Origin of the sequence: Streptomyces sp. XY006 (assembly GCF_002237655.1) — a bacterium.
Taxonomy (GTDB): Bacteria; Actinomycetota; Actinomycetes; order Streptomycetales; family Streptomycetaceae; genus Streptomyces; species Streptomyces levis.
Genome location: NZ_NOKT01000013.1, coordinates 51,458 through 68,090, shown reverse-complemented (window position 1 = coordinate 68,090; position 16,633 = coordinate 51,458). Strand labels below are relative to the sequence as shown.

The 16,633-nt window shown below is 67.9% G+C and carries 15 protein-coding genes; 2 read left to right on the top strand and 13 right to left on the bottom strand.

Features of this window, described 5'->3' with window-relative positions; genetic code table 11:
* Positions 1–2: 2 nt before the first annotated feature.
* From rplC to CHR28_RS16725, 8 genes are all read right to left on the bottom strand, one after another.
* A complete protein-coding gene (rplC, locus tag CHR28_RS16760; protein WP_010036739.1) occupies positions 3–647 on the bottom strand; it encodes a 50S ribosomal protein L3 in 645 nt (214 codons plus the stop codon).
* A gap of 17 nt (positions 648–664) precedes the next feature.
* Positions 665–973, bottom strand: coding sequence for a 30S ribosomal protein S10 (rpsJ, locus tag CHR28_RS16755; RefSeq protein ID WP_003948644.1), 309 nt, complete (start codon positions 971–973; stop codon positions 665–667).
* A 685-nt stretch (positions 974–1,658) separates the two neighbouring features.
* Positions 1,659–2,159, bottom strand: a complete 501-nt coding sequence (locus CHR28_RS16750; RefSeq protein WP_094054451.1) for a hypothetical protein — start codon at positions 2,157–2,159, stop codon at positions 1,659–1,661.
* Between the two features lie 14 nt (positions 2,160–2,173).
* Entirely contained in the window at positions 2,174–6,649 is a 4,476-nt protein-coding gene (locus tag CHR28_RS16745) for a DUF6531 domain-containing protein (protein WP_094054450.1), read from the bottom strand.
* A 117-nt stretch (positions 6,650–6,766) separates the two neighbouring features.
* On the bottom strand, positions 6,767–7,414 hold the full coding sequence (locus CHR28_RS16740) for a hypothetical protein (protein WP_094054449.1): 648 nt from the start codon (positions 7,412–7,414) through the stop codon (positions 6,767–6,769).
* Positions 7,415–7,490: 76 nt separating this feature from the next.
* Positions 7,491–8,000 carry a hypothetical protein gene (locus CHR28_RS38375; RefSeq protein WP_256984277.1) on the bottom strand — a complete coding sequence of 170 codons (510 nt, stop codon included), beginning with the start codon at positions 7,998–8,000 and terminating at the stop codon, positions 7,491–7,493.
* Positions 7,997–8,191, bottom strand: coding sequence for a DUF397 domain-containing protein (locus CHR28_RS16730; RefSeq protein WP_094054448.1), 195 nt, complete (start codon positions 8,189–8,191; stop codon positions 7,997–7,999). Before CHR28_RS16730 ends, CHR28_RS38375 begins: the two co-directional genes overlap by 4 nt.
* A complete protein-coding gene (locus CHR28_RS16725) occupies positions 8,188–9,066 on the bottom strand; it encodes a helix-turn-helix domain-containing protein (RefSeq protein WP_094054447.1) in 879 nt (292 codons plus the stop codon). The genes CHR28_RS16730 and CHR28_RS16725 overlap by 4 nt, the downstream gene beginning before the upstream one ends.
* Positions 9,067–9,219: 153 nt before the next feature.
* Between CHR28_RS16725 and CHR28_RS16720 the strand changes: the two genes are divergently transcribed.
* Both CHR28_RS16720 and CHR28_RS16715 read left to right on the top strand, forming a co-directional pair.
* Complete coding sequence (locus CHR28_RS16720) at positions 9,220–9,645, top strand: ATP-binding protein (RefSeq protein WP_094054446.1); 426 nt, start codon at positions 9,220–9,222, stop codon at positions 9,643–9,645.
* Between the two features lie 213 nt (positions 9,646–9,858).
* Positions 9,859–11,145: a glycoside hydrolase family 16 protein gene (locus CHR28_RS16715; protein ID WP_094054445.1), complete on the top strand. Its 1,287-nt coding sequence runs from the start codon at positions 9,859–9,861 to the stop codon at positions 11,143–11,145.
* 191 nt (positions 11,146–11,336) lie between these two features.
* Here the strand turns inward: CHR28_RS16715 and tuf are convergent, their stop codons facing one another.
* The 5 genes from tuf to CHR28_RS16690 form a co-directional block, all read right to left on the bottom strand.
* Positions 11,337–12,530 (bottom strand): elongation factor Tu, encoded by a 1,194-nt coding sequence (gene tuf, locus CHR28_RS16710; protein WP_094054444.1) that lies wholly within the window; start codon positions 12,528–12,530, stop codon positions 11,337–11,339.
* Between the two features lie 154 nt (positions 12,531–12,684).
* Positions 12,685–14,811 carry an elongation factor G gene (gene fusA, locus CHR28_RS16705; protein WP_094054443.1) on the bottom strand — a complete coding sequence of 709 codons (2,127 nt, stop codon included), beginning with the start codon at positions 14,809–14,811 and terminating at the stop codon, positions 12,685–12,687.
* A gap of 39 nt (positions 14,812–14,850) precedes the next feature.
* A complete protein-coding gene (rpsG, locus tag CHR28_RS16700; RefSeq protein ID WP_003998848.1) occupies positions 14,851–15,321 on the bottom strand; it encodes a 30S ribosomal protein S7 in 471 nt (156 codons plus the stop codon).
* A gap of 2 nt (positions 15,322–15,323) precedes the next feature.
* Positions 15,324–15,695: a 30S ribosomal protein S12 gene (rpsL, locus tag CHR28_RS16695; protein WP_003948652.1), complete on the bottom strand. Its 372-nt coding sequence runs from the start codon at positions 15,693–15,695 to the stop codon at positions 15,324–15,326.
* A gap of 343 nt (positions 15,696–16,038) precedes the next feature.
* Positions 16,039–16,593, bottom strand: coding sequence for a DUF1707 and DUF4190 domain-containing protein (locus CHR28_RS16690; protein ID WP_094054561.1), 555 nt, complete (start codon positions 16,591–16,593; stop codon positions 16,039–16,041).
* Positions 16,594–16,633 lie beyond the last annotated feature (40 nt).

Below are 16,633 nucleotides of genomic sequence, written 5' to 3'. Positions count from 1 at the left end.
CCTCAGGCCCCCTTGGCCGCGGTGCGGACCAGGACGAGGCCGCCGTTCGGACCGGGAACCGCGCCCTTGATGAGCAGCAGACCCTTCTCCGCGTCAACGGCGTGGACGGTCAGGTTCTGGGTGGTGACCCGCTCGTTGCCCATGCGACCCGCCATGCGGAGGCCCTTGAACACACGGCCCGGGGTGGCGCAGCCACCGATGGAACCGGGGGAGCGGTGCTTGCGCTGGGTGCCGTGTCCGGCGCCGAGGCCACGGAAGTTGTGGCGCTTCATGACACCGGCGAAGCCCTTGCCCTTGCTCTTGCCGGTCACGTCGACCTTCACGCCGGCCTCGAACACCTCAGCGGTGATCTCCTGGCCCAGCGTGTACTCGGAGGCGTCCGCGGTGCGGATCTCGACGAGGTGGCGACGGGGGGTGACGTCGGCCTTGGCGAAGTGGCCCTTGAGGGGCTTGTTCACCTTGCGCGGGTCGATCTCGCCGAAGGCGATCTGGACGGACTCGTAGCCGTCGACATCGTTCGTGCGGACCTGGGTGACGACGTTGGGGCCGGCCTTGACGACGGTGACCGGGACGACGCGGTTGTTCGCGTCCCACACCTGCGTCATGCCGAGCTTCTCGCCCAGGATGCCCTTGATCTGCTTAGCCATCTCTCAGATCACCGGCCTCAGAGCTTGATCTCGATGTCGACACCGGCCGGGAGGTCGAGTCGCATCAGAGAGTCAACGGTCTTGGGGGTGGGGTCGAGGATGTCGATCAGGCGCTTGTGCGTGCGCATCTCGAAGTGCTCGCGCGAGTCCTTGTACTTGTGCGGCGACTTGATGACGCAGTACACGTTCTTCTCAGTGGGCAGCGGCACCGGGCCCGCGACCGACGCACCAGTGCGAGTCACCGTCTCGACGATCTTCTTCGCCGAGGAGTCGATGACCTCGTGGTCGTAGGCCTTGAGCCGGATGCGGATCTTCTGTCCCGCCATGGCTACTCAGTAGTCCTGTCTCTCTTACGCTCTGGAACCCGGTGGATTCCTTCTGCTGCCTTCGTTCCTCCGACCCACGCGGTCGGGCGTGTCGCGCTCCCGCTGACACAGATGCCCCTTGTTCGAACATCCCTGTGGGATTGCACACGGCCCTTCCGGAACCGCGAGCCGGGGGCGGAAGGCCCACCGGGTGCCTGGCCGGTGCCGCACCTTGCTTCCCGAAAGATTCCCGTACGTCCGCCCCAGCGCTGCCGTGATGGCAGTTAGGGCGACGAGTACTGTGGGACTCGCTTCCGGTCCTCCCGGCGGGAGGCGCGCAGCATCAACACTCGACCGAGCAACTCGGACAGTCTGCCATACGGGGCAAGGCCGACGCCAATCGAGCCGGAGAGAATACCCCGGGGGTGACGAAGGTCAAACCAGGGGCGCACGGGCGCACGCGGGGCGAACGGGAGCCGCCGGGGAGCCGGAGGGCCAGGGCCGCCGGAGAGCCGGCCGATCACGCGGGTCCCGGGAACTCCTCCCCCAGGATCCAGCAGTCGTCCCCTTCGGCGCTGGCCGCGCGGACCCGGGGCCCACTCGCGGGCGCCCAGCCGTCCTTCCGCCGGATGCGTTCCACGGGCTACCGGCACGGGCGAAGCCGGATTCGACGGCCGGATTCATTGCACTTTCTCGATGGCATCCGTCAACCGGCATCGGGCCGTCTCTCGCGAAATTCGTCGAAAGCCTGCTTGAAGGACTTCGGGCTCGCGTCGTCCACAGGATTGTCCATATTCATCAGAGGCAGGTTGATCTCAACCGTCGAAATCCGCCGATCGACATGGCGAGCGTTCCACTCCTCGATTGCGTGAAAGGAGCGCGATGCCGCGAAATAGGCGGGCTGAAGGTGTGCGTACCCGGTCTGCACTTTCCACTCCCCTTGCGCGTCTTTGGTCATGGGCCTGCCGGGCGGCACGATGATGAGACTGTGCCAGCCGTCGCCCCGGCGGTTCTCCAAGATCTGGGCCTCCTCGGCCCCGGCACGTCCGCCGTACCGTTCGAGGGCGAACATGCCGGCCATGAGGACCGCGTCGACCGGGGTCCCGGCCCTCAGCCCTCGCTGGCAGCTGACGTCTTCGCACTCCCCGAAGACCCGCTGCCACCTGTCCAGCGTGTCGGTCTTCTGCGACGTGATCACTAGGCGCACGGCAACTCTCCTGCTCAGGGGATCGGCATGCCGGGGAGAATGCGGATTCTGCCCATCTGTTCGAGGACTTCGGTGGGCAGGGCGAGCGCTTCGATACCGCCCGCCTCCACCAGGTCCACCCGACTGATATCCGGGATGGCATCTCTCCGGATTGTGGACCGCACCAGCGTATACGCCCCTTCATGGGGAAACCTACTGTACATCTCCCGCGCATAGGAGGCCGCGGCCTCGGCAGTCGTGGAAAAGTATTTGGTCTCGATACCCTGGGGATTCTGGAACGCTCGTGTGCGCATGATCTGACCCAGCTCCCCGTCCATCACGGCACGGTAGAGGTACATCTCCCCCGGGTTGAGTTTGTCCAGGCGTCCCGTGCAGGACAGCAATCCCAGCGGGTCGATCCAGCTGTACGGATTGTCCACGTACCCGTAGTGGTTCGGGTCCGGCTCCAGCCCCAGCGGGTCCGGGGTGGTGTACCGGCCGATCGCCGGGTCGTAGTGACGCTGGTAGTTGTAGTCCCAGCCGGTTTCCGGGTCGTGGTACTGGCCGGGGAACCGCAACGGCATGTCGACGGTGCCGTCCCCGCCCGCCCCGGATACGCCCCACAGCGTGGAGCGGGCCTGCCAGGCGACAGCGCCCGCCTCATCGACGAGTTCGGTCGGTGTCCCGACCAGGTCGGTCACGATGGCGTAGAAGCGGCAGTCCACCTCCTGCCGTGACAGCCGACGGCGCTGCGCCAAGGCGTGCTGGTCGCGGTAGTCCCACGTCAGGACGTCCCGTTCCGCAGCGTCACCCGCACCGCCGCCGGTCTGTTCGACCAGCGTCGCGTCCTGCCAGGTGAAGCGGACTTCCTCGTCGGTCTTTCCATCGGCGGCCAGGCGCTGCTTGGCCACGCGTCGGCCCAGCGGGTCGTACCGATACTTCCAGCGGGTGCCGTCCGGCGTCGTCACGGCCACGAGACGGTCCTCGGCGTCCCACTCGTACGCCCAGGTGGACGTGACTCCCGACAGGGTCCTGGCCCGCCGGAGAACGGTTCGGCCCGCCTCGTCGTACTCGTAGCGGACCCTGCCCGCGCGTGCCACCCGCGTGCCCCGGTACTCCCTCTCCCCCACGGCCTCGTGGCGGTCGGGCCAATGGGCGGTGAGCTGATTGCCGATCGGGTCGTAGACGTAGCTCTCCCGTCCGGCCGGACGAGTCACATCCGTCACCCGGCCCAGCTGATCCAGATCGAACATCGTGGTACCCAGCCGGTCGTCCTGGATCGAGGTCAGATGGTGATCGTCGCGGTAGGCGAAGGTGCGCTGCCACAGCGTGCGGTCCTGGGAACGGGCCGCCTGGCTCCGCAGGTTGCCGGCCGCGTCCCAGGAGTGACCGAGCACGACACCGGCCGCCAGGGTCCTGGAGGCCTCCCGGCCGGTGACGTCGTAGGTGAGATCGAGCCGGTGGGTGTCCGCGAGCAGACTGACAGGACGCCCCGCCGCGTCGTAGTCGTAGCGGCTCTCGGCTCCGCTGGGCGTCCTGCGCCACACCATGCGGCCAGTGGGGTCGTACGCGTAGCGGGAGACGAGGGTGTCGCAGGCTTCCGTGAGGATCCTGCCCAGGGGGTCCCTCTCGAAGCGGAGTTCCGCGTCCGGACCGACCGCCTGTACGAGCCGACCGGACGGGTCGTACGCGAAGGTGGTACGTGCCCCCGCTGCGTCCTTCTCGCTGATCCTGCCGAGCGAATCGCGGACGTACCGGATCTGCTGCCCCAAGGCATTCACCTTGGTGGTCAACTGGCCTGTCGCATCGTACTCGTAGCGAATCGTGCGGCCGTCGAAGTCGGTCTCCCGAACGAGTCGCCCGGCCGCGTCGTGGGCGTACCGCCAGCTGACGCCGAGCGGGTTGGTCACCGTGGTGAGCCGGAGTTCAGTGTCGCGCTCGAACTCGAAGCGCGATCCGTCGGGGTTCGTCTGGGCGCGCAGAGCGTCGAACGGTCCGTACTCGTACCGGTGGACACCGCCTGCCGCGTCGGTGCGGCTCAGGCAGTTGCCCTCTCCGTCCCAGGTCCAGGACCACTGCGAGCCGAGTGGGTCGATGTGGCGCGAGGGCCTCCCCTCGACCGTCCACTCCAGGTGGGTGACCGCACCGTCCGGGGCTGTGATCTCGACGGGACGGCCGAAGGCATCACGGCGATAGGAGGTGCTCTCACCGAGCGGACTCACGACACGCACCGGAAGGCCCGCGGCGTCGCACGCGAACGTCGTCGTGTTGCCCGACTGGTCCGTGGCGGACGCGAGCCCGCCGTGACGGTCGTAGGTGTACCGGACGACACCGCCGGCGGGGTCGACGACGGCGGTGCGGTTGCCGGCCGCGTCGAAGCTCTGCTCCCACCGGGCTCCGTCGGCGTGGGTGATGCGCGTCGGCATGCCCAGCTCGTGATGGTCCACGCTCAGCGCCCGGCCGTCCGCACGCGTCACCGTGGTGACCCGGCCCAGGTCGTCGTAGGCGTAGGCGGTGGTACGGCCGATCGCGTCCGTGATCGTCAGGAGGTTGTCGTGATCGTCCCAGGTCCGGAGGATGCGCCCGCCCAGGGGATCGGTCTCGGCGACCAGTTGGTACCAGTCGTTGAAGTCGTAGACCGTGGTGTGCCCCAGCGAGTTGGTGAAGAGTGTGCGGGAGCCGTCGCTCTCATAGGTGATGTCACTGTTGAATACGCCTTCAGCACCTCGAGTACGGACGCACCGGCCCCGGTCGTCGTAGACGTAGCGGTACCGGACGCCGTTCCTGTCCTGCCAGCCGGTGATCCGTCGTTGCTCGTCATAGGCGAACCGCAGGGGTCGGGCGGAGGAGTTGTGGATCTCGGCGAGGTTTCCCTGGTCGTCATAGCCGTACCGCAGGAGCGAGGGCTGCTCGGGGTGGCTGAGCAGGGTCAGCTCGGTGACCCGACCGCTCGTGCAGGTCACTCCCAGGTGGTAGCCACCGCTGTGCACCACTTCGCGGAGGTCACCGTCGGGCCCGTAGAGAAGGGTTGTGGAGTTGCCGTTGTGGTCGCTGATCGCCGAGAGGAGCAGTTCGTCGCGGCGGCAGCCGGGCAGAGAGCGGAAATGGAGCATCCGTTCGGTCTCTGTGTCACGCACGACAAGCTCACCGCCGGGTGATCCGTCCCAGGTGAGCGGCCAGCGGGGCCCTGCCACCGGCAGGACGGCCGCGTCCGGCTCCGGGACCGGGTAGTGCAGGACCATGCCGTCGGCGACGTCGAACCTGACTCCGGTGGAATCGAGTTCCAGACGCTGGTCGAGCGTGGACATCCAGGTCGTCCCGAAGAGCCGGCCGGTACGCACACTGCTGCGGTGGTGGCGTTCCAGGACCAGTGGAAGTACGCCGGGCAGGCTCACGTCGGTCGCCGACATGACGACCTCGCCGGTCGCCATGTCCACCGGGTCGGTGCGGCAGAAGAGCTTCTTCATCTGGCGGCTCAAGGCGCCTGCGCCCTTGCCCAGTCCCCTGACCCCCAATGCCATGCCCTTGAGGCCGGTCTTCCCGAAGGCCTTGAGCCCCTTGGCCAGCCCGCCCAGGGTCGTCAGCCCCTTCATGCCCGGGATGCAGTCCAGCGCCGCCAGCCCCACATCCCATAGGGACGCTCGGCCCTTGCTGTATTTGTAGAGCGTGTCGGCGAGCACGACGGCCGCCGCGATCAGCATGATCGCGCCCAGGATCGGCCCACCGATGATCATGGCGACGATGCCAACCACGGCCACGACGACCTTGCACACCGCGACGATGGTGTCCCAGTTGTCGACGAACCAGTCCCCGACCTCCTCCCACCACGACCGGTTCTGGATGCCGGCGTCCGAGGCCTCGTCGATCTTCGACTTCGCCTCACGCGCGGCCTCCTCCCGCATCTTGCGCGCGTCCTCGGCCATTTTCTTCGCCGCGGCGAGCGCGTCCTGCGCGTCGGAGACGTCCGACTGGGCCTTCGACTGCGCCGACTTCGCGTGCTGCACGTCCCGCGTCGCCGCACGCACCTTCGCCTCGTCGGGCTTGTCCGCGTCGGACTTGCTGCCCGTCGGGTCGTCCTTGTACTTGTCCGCCTCCTTGCCGGCCCGCGTCACCCACGAGTCCGCCGAGGCGAGACGGGACTGGGCGGAGGAGAGGCTGTCGCGGGCCTCGCGGCCCTTGCGCAGGGCCTTGTCCGCCAGGGACTGCGCGCGCTCCAGCTTCGGCCAGAAGTCCGCCAGCGCGTCCCCGCACATCTCGTAGGACTTCTTCAGCTTCTTGAGGTTCTTCGGGACGTCGGCGAAGTCCTCCTTGAAGACGTCGGCCGACTTGCCCGCCCACTCCAGCAGCGTCCCCTCCCCCGCCATGCCCTTGACCAGACGCAGCGCGTCGGAGACGTCGTCGGCGAAGTCGTGCAACTGCTTCGCGAGTGTGCGCACACGCTGCGGATCACCAGGGGTCGGGTCCTTGTCCAGATCCAGGACATGCCAGTCCGTCGGCCTGTGGCCCGCCATACCGCAACCCCCGTCACGCCCGCATCCCCATCAACACCCGTGTGCACACGTGAACTTACAAGGCGCGGTTGTTCGGGGAACAAGCAGGGCCCGCAGCCGGCACGCCAGAGACCGGCATCAGGCCGTGAACCGGAACGTCGACGTGATCGCGTCGAAGATGTCGAAGAACGAGTCCGCCAGGTCGAGCACCTGGCTGCTGCCCGCGACCAGGGCGACCTTGCCCTCCTGCCCCGGCACCGGAATGTACGTCTGCATCAGCACGGCCCTGACGGTGCGGTTGAGCTCATCGCCCGGTACGGCGATGTCCTCGATGCCGTAGGTGCGCGCGGCCGGGCCGACGCCCGGGATGTCGACCGTCGTCACCTTGCGCCAGGAGTCGCCCTCCCGCTTGGCCTCCTTCACCGCGAGCTGGCTCGCGATGGCCGCCGGGTCGTTGGACAGCGGCTCACCGCGCTCGTTGCGACCGCCGACCAGGGAGACGGTCACGGAGCCCGTGATCGGGGTGTCGCCGCCGAAGTTCTCCGCCATGCAGCCGCAGTACAGCGCGCCCGACTTCCACGCGTCCGCCGCGGCCCGCCGGAGGAAGTCGACGTACGTGTCCCGGTACTGCTCCAGCTCCGGGCGCTGCCGCACCCGCTCGGTCACCATCCGCCGGATCGAGTCGTCCCGCGACTCCGGCCGGACGTCGAACTCCCACCACGACTCCGGCACCTTGATCCGGAAACCGCCCCGCTCGACGGTCAGGGTCTCCATGTACCGGGCCATGACGCCGGCCTCCCCGTTCCTGCGATCAGAAGATCAAATCGGTCCTTCATTTCCGTGCGCACATCGTGCCCTACGCCTACAGAGTCCAGAACGGCGAGTCCTTCGGAGGCGCCGGGCGTACGGGATGCGTACCGAAGTCGATGTCCGCGTCAGCTGTCGGGCTTCCGACAGGCAGGCGGCCTCGGCTGTCGGGGGCGTAGTACACGGCGTAGGCCCAGTACTCCGGCAGCTCGTGACCCATGAGTTGCAGATCCAGGTCGACCCACTGGCGGGTCCCGTATGACGCGTTGATCCTCGCGACCGCTTCAGCTCGTGAGAGACCGATGTGCTCCACCAGTACGTCCGCCATCTCGCGGAAGTACGCGAGCATCTGGTCGTCCAGCGGGAGCACGAACTCCGTGCCCGTTGTCCCGGCCGTGGGGCACGCCCCGTACTCCACCAGCCAGCGCAGGCGTCTGACCTCGGCAACGAGGTGCGGCACCGCCTTCCTGGCCAAAGCGAGGAACTCCGCATCCGGCGTGGCGGCCGCGCACAGTTCCTCGATCGTGTCGAGGTCGAGATCGTCAGGGGCGGGATCCGACGTCATGCGGGAAGACTCGACACGAAGCCTGCCCATGCCCCGGGCGACACCGCCAGTCGAGGGCCTTGCGTGTGCTTGGAGTCCCGCACATGGACCGTCGCGGTGTCCGGGGCTATCGCGATCTCGACGCAGGAGTTGCCGTCAGGGCCACTGCTGTAGCTGCTCTTGAACCACGTCAGTTCAGCGTTGCGGATCATCTCTCTCCCAGCAGTTGCTCAATGAAGGTCAGCGACTCCCGAGGGGGAAGGGCCTGAGCTCGGATGGTGCCATACCGCAGTTCGAGGATCTGGATCTGCTTGGGATCAGTGGTGGGCCGACCGCCGAAGGCACCGTCGGACCGGCCAACCGCGGTGCCGTCCCCGAACTTGAGCACCTCGATCCTCCCGTTCAGACCGGGATGAGCCTCGCTGCTCGTCGGCATCACCTGGAGCCTGACGTTACGCAACCGGCCCACCTCCAGCAGGCGCTCAAGCTGCTGACGCCAGACCATTGTGCCCCCGACCGGGCGCCGCAGCGTGGCCTCCTCCTGGACGAAACTGAGCGAGGGGGCAGGCGACCGCTCGAACACGGACCGGCGAGCCATCCGCGCAGCCACCAGCTGCTCCACCTCGTCCGGCGAATAGGCCGGCTGCCACGACTCGAACAGGGCCCGGGCGTGCTCCGGGGTCTGCAACAGCCCGCTGACACTGATGCTCTCGTACACCCCGATCTCCACCGCCCGCCCCTCCAACTGCGCCAGCTCCCGCACCTTCTTGGGATAGCGGACCCTCTTCACGTCCTCCCACGTCGCCGTGATGAGCCCACCCGCCCCCAGCACCCGGTCCGCCGCCGCCAGGTACTCCTGGCGGGGAATCCGCTTGCCGCCCTCGATCTTGTAGACCAGGTCCTCCCCGTACCCCACCGCCGTCCCGAACTCCGCGGCCCGCATCCCCACCGCCTCCCGCCGCAGCTTCAGCTGCCTGCCCACCGTCGCGATGACGGCGACACCCCACTCGTCGTCGGGGTCGACCTCCCAACCCGGCTCGTCCGCCTCGCTCTTGAGCCGTCCTGTCTCCGCCGCCTCGGCCGTCATCCCGCACCCTTCCGTCGTACGACCCTGCCCCAGCGCCCTACCCGTGCGCCCGGCGCCGACAGCCCGGACACGACCGGACAAGCTCCGGACAGTCACCGTACGCACTCGCTGAGTCACTGTTCACGGTAGGCGCCCCCGGCCACGCTGGGTGACGTGAAGCAGAACTCCCCCACCGATCCCGGACCCGAACTCGCCCTCCAGGTCCGCAACTTCAGCCTCCGGCTCTCCCCCACCCCCCGCGGCGCCCGCCTCGCCCGGCTCCTCACCACCGAGCAACTGCGCTCCTGGGGCCTGCCGTCGGACCGGGCCGCACAGGTCGTCGCGGAACTGTCCGCCAACGCCGTCACCCACGGCCGCGTCCCGGGCCGCGACTTCCGCCTGCTCCTCTACGTGGCCGGCGGCACCCTCCGCATCGAGGTGACCGACACCCGCGACGACCGGCACCCGGTACCCCGGCTCCCTTCCCCCGACGCCGAGTCCGGCCGCGGTCTGCTCCTCGTCGACGCGCTCGCCGACCGCTGGGGCGTCACCCCGGGCCTTGCGCCCCGCAAGACCGTCTGGGCCGAGATCGACCTCTGAGACCGACCACGGCACCGGCCCTCCTTAACACCGCCTTAAGCCCGCTTTAAGCGAACCAAAGGTCAGCCGGTCGGCTCCAACTCCGCCCAGTTCACAGGGGGTTGACGGACCAATCGGGCAGTTGGTTGTGCGGTGAACCGTTCGTAACATCCCTCCACGGCCGACAGCGTCGGCCCACTCCCCCATCCCCCACAGACAAAGGTGTGTCCAGCCATGGCTGCTCATCGCACACGCCGGCGCACGCTCGGCGGGCTCGTCCCGCTGGTCTGCGCCTCCGTCGCGGCCGCGTTCACCCTGACGACCCTCGGCCCGTCCGCCGGACAGGCCGACGCCGCCGGCCAGGCCGAAGCCGCGGCCGCCGCCGTGACCTGGTCCGACGAGTTCAACGGCGCCGCCGGCAGCGCCCCGGACCCGGCCAAGTGGACCGTGGAGACCGGCGGTTCCGGCAACGGCAACAACGAGCTGCAGTACTACACGAACAGCAGAGACAACGTTGCCCACGACGGCAACGGCAACCTGGTCATCACCGCCCGCAAGAACACCGACCCCGGGCTGCAGTGCTGGTACGGCACCTGTCAGTACACGTCCGCCCGGCTCAACACGGCCAGGACGTTCACGCAGGCGTACGGCCACTTCGAGGCCCGGATCAAGGTGCCGCGCGGCCAGGGCATGTGGCCGGCGTTCTGGATGCTCGGCAACGACCTGGGCAGCGTCGGATGGCCCAACAGCGGCGAGATCGACATCATGGAGAACGTCGGTTACGAGCCCGGCACCGTCCACGGCACCCTGCACGGCCCCGGCTACTCCGGCAGCGGCGGCATCGGCGCGGCGTACACGCTCCCGGGCGGCCGGGCCTTCGCCGACGACTTCCACGTCTTCTCCGTCGACTGGACGCCGGGGAAGATCACGTGGTCCGTCGACGGGCAGACGTACCAGACGCGCACCACGGCCGACCTGGGCGGCAGGAAGTGGGTCTACGACCACCCCTTCTTCCTGATCCTCAACCTCGCCGTGGGCGGCAACTGGCCCGGCAGCCCGGACGGGAACACGCAGTTCCCGCAGACGATGACCGTGGACTACGTCCGGGTCTCCACCTCCGACGGCGGCGGCTCCGGCGGCACCACCGGCGCGATCAAGGGCATCGGCGGCATGTGCGCCGACGTCGCCGGCGCCTCTTCGGCCGACGGGACGCCCATCCAGCTCCACAACTGCACCGGGGTCGACGCCCAGAAGTGGACCCTCGGCGGCGACGGCACCGTCCGCGCCCTCGGCAAGTGCCTCGACGTGCGCGGCGGCTCCACGGCCGACGGTGCCGCGGTCCAGCTCTACACCTGCAACGGCACCAAGGCCCAGCAGTGGGTCCACACCGCGGCGCGCGACCTGGTGAACGTCGGCGCGGACAAGTGCCTGGACGCCAAGGGCAACTCCTCGGCCGACGGCACCCCGCTGCAGATCTGGACGTGCACCGGCGCCGCCAACCAGAAGTGGACGGTCGGCTGACCCCCTGACCCGCACCGGCTCCCCACGGCCACCCCCCACACAGACGCCCCCGGCTCCCCCACGAGCCGGGGGCGTCGCCGTCCCCGGGCACCCGCGGCCCCTGCGACACGGCAAAGGGGCCCGTACGACCGAAGTCGTACGGGCCCCTTCGAGCCACTCAGGTCAGCAGACCCTCAAGCCAGTCCGAGGACTCACTTGGTGATCTTGGTGACCTGGCCGGCGCCCACGGTCCGGCCACCCTCACGGATGGCGAACTTCAGGCCCTCCTCCATGGCGACGGGCTGGATGAGCTCCACCTTCATCTCGGTGTTGTCACCCGGCATGACCATCTCGGTGCCCTCGGGGAGGGTCACCACGCCGGTCACGTCCGTCGTACGGAAGTAGAACTGCGGGCGGTAGTTGTTGAAGAACGGCGTGTGGCGGCCACCCTCGTCCTTGGACAGGATGTAGGCCTGCGCCTCGAACTCCGTGTGCGGCGTGACCGAGCCCGGCTTGATGATGACCTGGCCGCGCTCGACGTCCTCGCGCTTGATGCCACGGAGCAGCAGACCGACGTTCTCACCGGCCTGGCCCTCGTCGAGCAGCTTGCGGAACATCTCGATGCCGGTGACCGTGGTGGTGGTCTTCTCCGGCTTGATGCCGATGATGTCGACGGTCTCGTTGACCTTCAGGACACCACGCTCGATACGGCCGGTGACGACCGTACCGCGACCGGTGATCGTGAAGACGTCCTCGATCGGCATCAGGAACGGCTTGTCGACGTCACGCTCGGGCTCGGGGATCGCCGTGTCGACGGCGTTCATGAGCTCGAGAACCGAGTTGCCCCACTCCTTGTCGCCCTCGAGGGCCTTCAGAGCGGAGACCTTGACGACGGGAACGTCGTCGCCCGGGAACTCGTACTCGGAGAGGAGCTCACGGACCTCGAGCTCGACGAGCTCCAGGATCTCCTCGTCGTCCACCATGTCGGCCTTGTTCAGGGCGACGACGATGTACGGAACGCCGACCTGGCGGGCCAGGAGCACGTGCTCCTTGGTCTGCGGCATCGGGCCGTCGGTGGCGGCGACCACGAGGATGGCGCCGTCCATCTGCGCCGCACCCGTGATCATGTTCTTGATGTAGTCCGCGTGACCGGGGCAGTCGACGTGGGCGTAGTGACGCGTCTCGGTCTGGTACTCGACGTGCGCGATGGAGATGGTGATACCGCGCTGGCGCTCCTCAGGAGCCTTGTCGATCTGGTCGAACGCGGAAGCCTCGTTGATGTCCGGGTACGCGTCGTGCAGCACCTTGGTAATGGCGGCCGTGAGGGTCGTCTTACCGTGGTCGATGTGACCGATGGTGCCGATGTTGACGTGCGGCTTAGTCCGCTCGAACTTCGCCTTCGCCACTGGGGTCCTCCTGGGAGTGGTTCTGGTACGCCTTACTTCATCGGCGCCAGGTGATCTTTGCTGGAAAGCCCGGGCCCCGGGGCATTCACCACGATTGCGGCGGAATGCCCCTCAAGGCTCCGGAGTCAAGCCTACGGCGTGTAGACGCGGTGCGTTACTCGCCCTTGGCCTTCGCGATGATCTCCTCGGCGACGTTCCGCGGAACCTCGGCGTAGGAGTCGAACTGCATGGAGTAGCTCGCACGGCCGGACGTCTTGCTGCGCAGGTCGCCGACGTAGCCGAACATCTCCGAGAGGGGCACGAGGCCCTTCACGACGCGGGCACCGGCCCGCTCCTCCATGGCCTGGATCTGGCCACGGCGGGAGTTGATGTCGCCGATGACCTCACCCATGTAGTCCTCGGGCGTGGTGACCTCGACGGCCATCATCGGCTCGAGCAGCACGGGGCTGGCCTTGCGCGCGGCCTCCTTGAAGGCCTGCGAACCGGCGATCTTGAACGCGAGCTCGGAGGAGTCCACCTCGTGGTAGGCACCGTCGAGCAGCGTCACGCGGACACCGGTCATCTCGTAGCCGGCGAGGATGCCGAACTGCATGGCCTCCTGCGCACCGGCGTCCACCGAAGGGATGTACTCCTTCGGCACACGGCCACCGGTCACCTTGTTGATGAACTCGTACGAGGCGTCGCCGCCCTCGATCGGCTCGATCGCGATGATGACGCGGGCGAACTGGCCGGTACCACCCGTCTGCTTCTTGTGGGTGAACTCGACCTTCTCGACGGCCTTACGGATCGTCTCACGGTAGGCGACCTGCGGCTTGCCGACGTTGGCCTCGACCTTGAACTCACGGCGCATACGGTCGACCAGCACCTCGAGGTGCAGCTCGCCCATACCACCGATGATGGTCTGGCCGGTCTCCTCGTCCGAGTGGACCTGGAAGGACGGGTCCTCCTCGGCCAGGCGCTGGATCGCGACGCCGAGCTTCTCCTGGTCGCCCTTCGACTTGGGCTCGATGGCGACCTGGATGACCGGCGCCGGGAAGTCCATGGACTCCAGGATGACCGGGTTCTTGTCGTCGGACAGCGTCTCACCGGTGGTGGTCTGCTTCAGGCCCATGACGGCGACGATGTCGCCGGCGCCCACCGAGTCGATCTCCTCACGCTTGTTCGCGTGCATGCGGTAGATCTTGCCGATGCGCTCCTTCTTGCCCTTGACGGAGTTCAGCACCGAGGTGCCGGACTCCAGGCGGCCCGAGTAGACCCGGACGAAGGTGAGCTTGCCGAGGTGCGGGTCGCTCATGATCTTGAACGCGAGCGCGGCGAGGGGCTCCTCGTCCGACGGCTTGCGCGCGATGACCTGCTCCGGGTCCTTGACGTCGTGGCCCTCGATGGCCTCGACGTCGAGCGGGGTGGGCAGGTAGCGCACGACCGCGTCGAGCAGGGGCTGGACGCCCTTGTTCTTGAACGCGGTGCCGCAGAACACGGGGGTGACGGTGGTGCCGCCGCCCTTGCCGGACGCGATGGTGATGCGACGGATCGCGGCGTAGAGCTGCTCCACGGTGGGCTCGGTGCCCTCCAGGTACAGCTCCATGAGCTCTTCGTCGTTCTCGGCGACGGCCTCGAGCAGCTTGCCGCGGTACTCCTCGGCAGCCTCGAGGTGGGTGTCCGGGATGTCGACGGTGTCGTACATCTCGCCCTTGGTCGCCTCGGCCGACCAGACCAGGGCCTTCATCGTCACGAGGTCGATGACGCCCTTGAAGTCCGCCTCCGCGCCGATCGGCAGCTGCATGACCAGCGGCTGCGCGCCCAGGCGGTCCGAGATCATGTCCACGCAGCGGTGGAACTCGGCGCCGGTGCGGTCCAGCTTGTTGACGAAGCAGATGCGCGGCACGCCGTAACGGTCGGCCTGACGCCACACCGTCTCGGACTGCGGCTCGACACCGGCGACGCCGTCGAACACCGTCACGGCACCGTCGAGCACGCGCAGGGAGCGCTCCACCTCGACGGTGAAGTCGACGTGACCCGGGGTGTCGATGATGTTGATGGTGTAGTCGTCGCCCTCGAGCGGCCAGTGGCAGGTGGTGGCAGCAGAGGTGATCGTGATGCCACGCTCCTGCTCCTGCTCCATCCAGTCCATGGTGGCAGCGCCGTCGTGGACCTCACCGATCTTGTACGAAACGCCGGTGTAGAACAGGATCCGCTCGGTGGTGGTCGTCTTGCCCGCGTCGATGTGGGCCATGATCCCGATGTTGCGGACCCTGGCCAGGTCAAGCGAAGTGGTAGCCATAAGGCTTCAGTCTTCTCTCGGTCTCGATGGGGTCTGCGACTACCAGCGGTAGTGCGCGAAGGCCTTGTTGGACTCGGCCATCTTGTGCGTGTCCTCGCGCTTCTTCACAGCGGCACCGAGGCCGTTGCTGGCGTCGAGGAGCTCGTTGAGCAGACGCTCGGTCATGGTCTTCTCGCGACGGGCGCGGGAGTAACCGACGAGCCAGCGCAGCGCCAGGGTGTTGGCACGGCCGGGCTTGACCTCGACCGGGACCTGGTAGGTGGCACCACCGACACGGCGGGACTTGACCTCGAGGGTCGGCTTGATGTTCTCGAGAGCGCGCTTCAGCGTGATGACCGGGTCGTTGCCGGTCTTCTCGCGCAGGCCCTCCATGGCGCCGTAGACGATGCGCTCGGCGGTGGAGCGCTTGCCGTTCAGCAGCACCTTGTTGATCAGGGAGGTCACCAGAGGAGAGCCGTAGACCGGGTCGATGATGACCGGGCGCTTCGGGGCGGGGCCCTTACGAGGCATTCTTACTTCTCCTTCTTGGCGCCGTAGCGGCTGCGGGCCTGCTTGCGGTTCTTGACACCCTGGGTGTCGAGCGAGCCGCGGATGATCTTGTAACGAACACCCGGCAGGTCCTTCACACGGCCGCCGCGCACGAGCACGATGGAGTGCTCCTGCAGGTTGTGTCCCTCACCCGGAATGTAAGCCGTGACCTCGATGCCGCTGGTCAGACGCACACGCGCGACCTTACGGAGGGCCGAGTTCGGCTTCTTCGGGGTGGTCGTGAACACACGCGTGCAGACGCCACGGCGCTGAGGGGAACCCTCGAGTGCGGGCGTCTTGTTCTTCTCGACCTTGTCCTGCCGGCCCTTACGGACCAGCTGCTGGATCGTAGGCACTACTTCTCCGGTTTCTGTGTGCCGATGGGTACAGCTAACCTGGAACGTCGCCGACCCACGCGGTCGGGTGTGTCGAATCCCGCGGACTCCCGCCGCCAGGCAGAATTAAGCGCAGATTACGGTGGCCGCTTACGGCTCGACGTACGGTTGATGGCACGCACGAGAGCCAGGGCACACCCCAGGCACAAGGTCTGAGCGTACCTACCGCATTCGCTGCGGTCAAAACAAATGGGCACCGCCCGCATCGCCATGCGGGACATGTCAAGACCCTCAGCCGTCTTCGATCTTCAATTCAGTGGCAGCTGTCCGATTTGCATACATTACCGGTGTCCATGGCCGGGCGTCATCCGGCCGCGATCGACACCAGGGTCAGCAACACCAGGACGAGTGCCCAGCCCGCGGTGGACAACCACCCGAGCACGAGTCCGGTCAGGGCCAGCCCGTCCCCCAGTTCGCCCCGGCTGCGGATCTCGGACCGCGCCACATGCCCCAGCACCACGGCCGGGATGCCGGTCAGCCCCATCGTCGGCACACACAGCAGCCCGCACACGGCGGCGGCGACCGCCTTGCCGTTGGTCTGCGGCCGCGGCACCGGCAGGAACGCCGGCGGCACGGACACGGCCGGCAGGGACTGCGGCACCGGCCCCTGGGGCAGATCGGCGACGAGCAGCGCCAGCTCCCCCACGGTCCGCGCCGCGTACGCCCGCGCCACCCGCTTCTCGAACTCCGCGTGCTCCATCCGCCCCTCGCCGTACCCCGCTCTGAGCACGTCCACGGCCCGCTCCCGATCGGCGTGCGAGGCGAGCATGGACGGCACGCCAGGGCCCTGCCAGGACTGCCAGGACGGATAGGACGGCTGCGACACGGAGCACCTCCCCCGAAGCCGGAGTCCTTCCATGATGCGCCGAAGCAGCGTTTCCGGCACCGGGGCGTCCGTC

Coding starts and splice junctions, on each gene's coding strand:
- CHR28_RS16725 (WP_094054447.1), bottom strand. CDS start 9,066: ATGACGGCCGAGGCGGCGGAGACAGGACGGCTCAAGAGCGAGGCGGAC.
- CHR28_RS16715 (WP_094054445.1), top strand. CDS start 9,859: ATGGCTGCTCATCGCACACGCCGGCGCACGCTCGGCGGGCTCGTCCCG.
- fusA (WP_094054443.1), bottom strand. CDS start 14,811: ATGGCTACCACTTCGCTTGACCTGGCCAGGGTCCGCAACATCGGGATC.
- CHR28_RS16745 (WP_094054450.1), bottom strand. CDS start 6,649: ATGGCGGGCCACAGGCCGACGGACTGGCATGTCCTGGATCTGGACAAG.
- rpsG (WP_003998848.1), bottom strand. CDS start 15,321: ATGCCTCGTAAGGGCCCCGCCCCGAAGCGCCCGGTCATCATCGACCCG.
- rpsJ (WP_003948644.1), bottom strand. CDS start 973: ATGGCGGGACAGAAGATCCGCATCCGGCTCAAGGCCTACGACCACGAG.
- rplC (WP_010036739.1), bottom strand. CDS start 647: ATGGCTAAGCAGATCAAGGGCATCCTGGGCGAGAAGCTCGGCATGACG.
- CHR28_RS16690 (WP_094054561.1), bottom strand. CDS start 16,593: ATGGAAGGACTCCGGCTTCGGGGGAGGTGCTCCGTGTCGCAGCCGTCC.
- CHR28_RS16740 (WP_094054449.1), bottom strand. CDS start 7,414: ATGGCCCGGTACATGGAGACCCTGACCGTCGAGCGGGGCGGTTTCCGG.
- CHR28_RS16730 (WP_094054448.1), bottom strand. CDS start 8,191: ATGATCCGCAACGCTGAACTGACGTGGTTCAAGAGCAGCTACAGCAGT.
- CHR28_RS38375 (WP_256984277.1), bottom strand. CDS start 8,000: ATGACGTCGGATCCCGCCCCTGACGATCTCGACCTCGACACGATCGAG.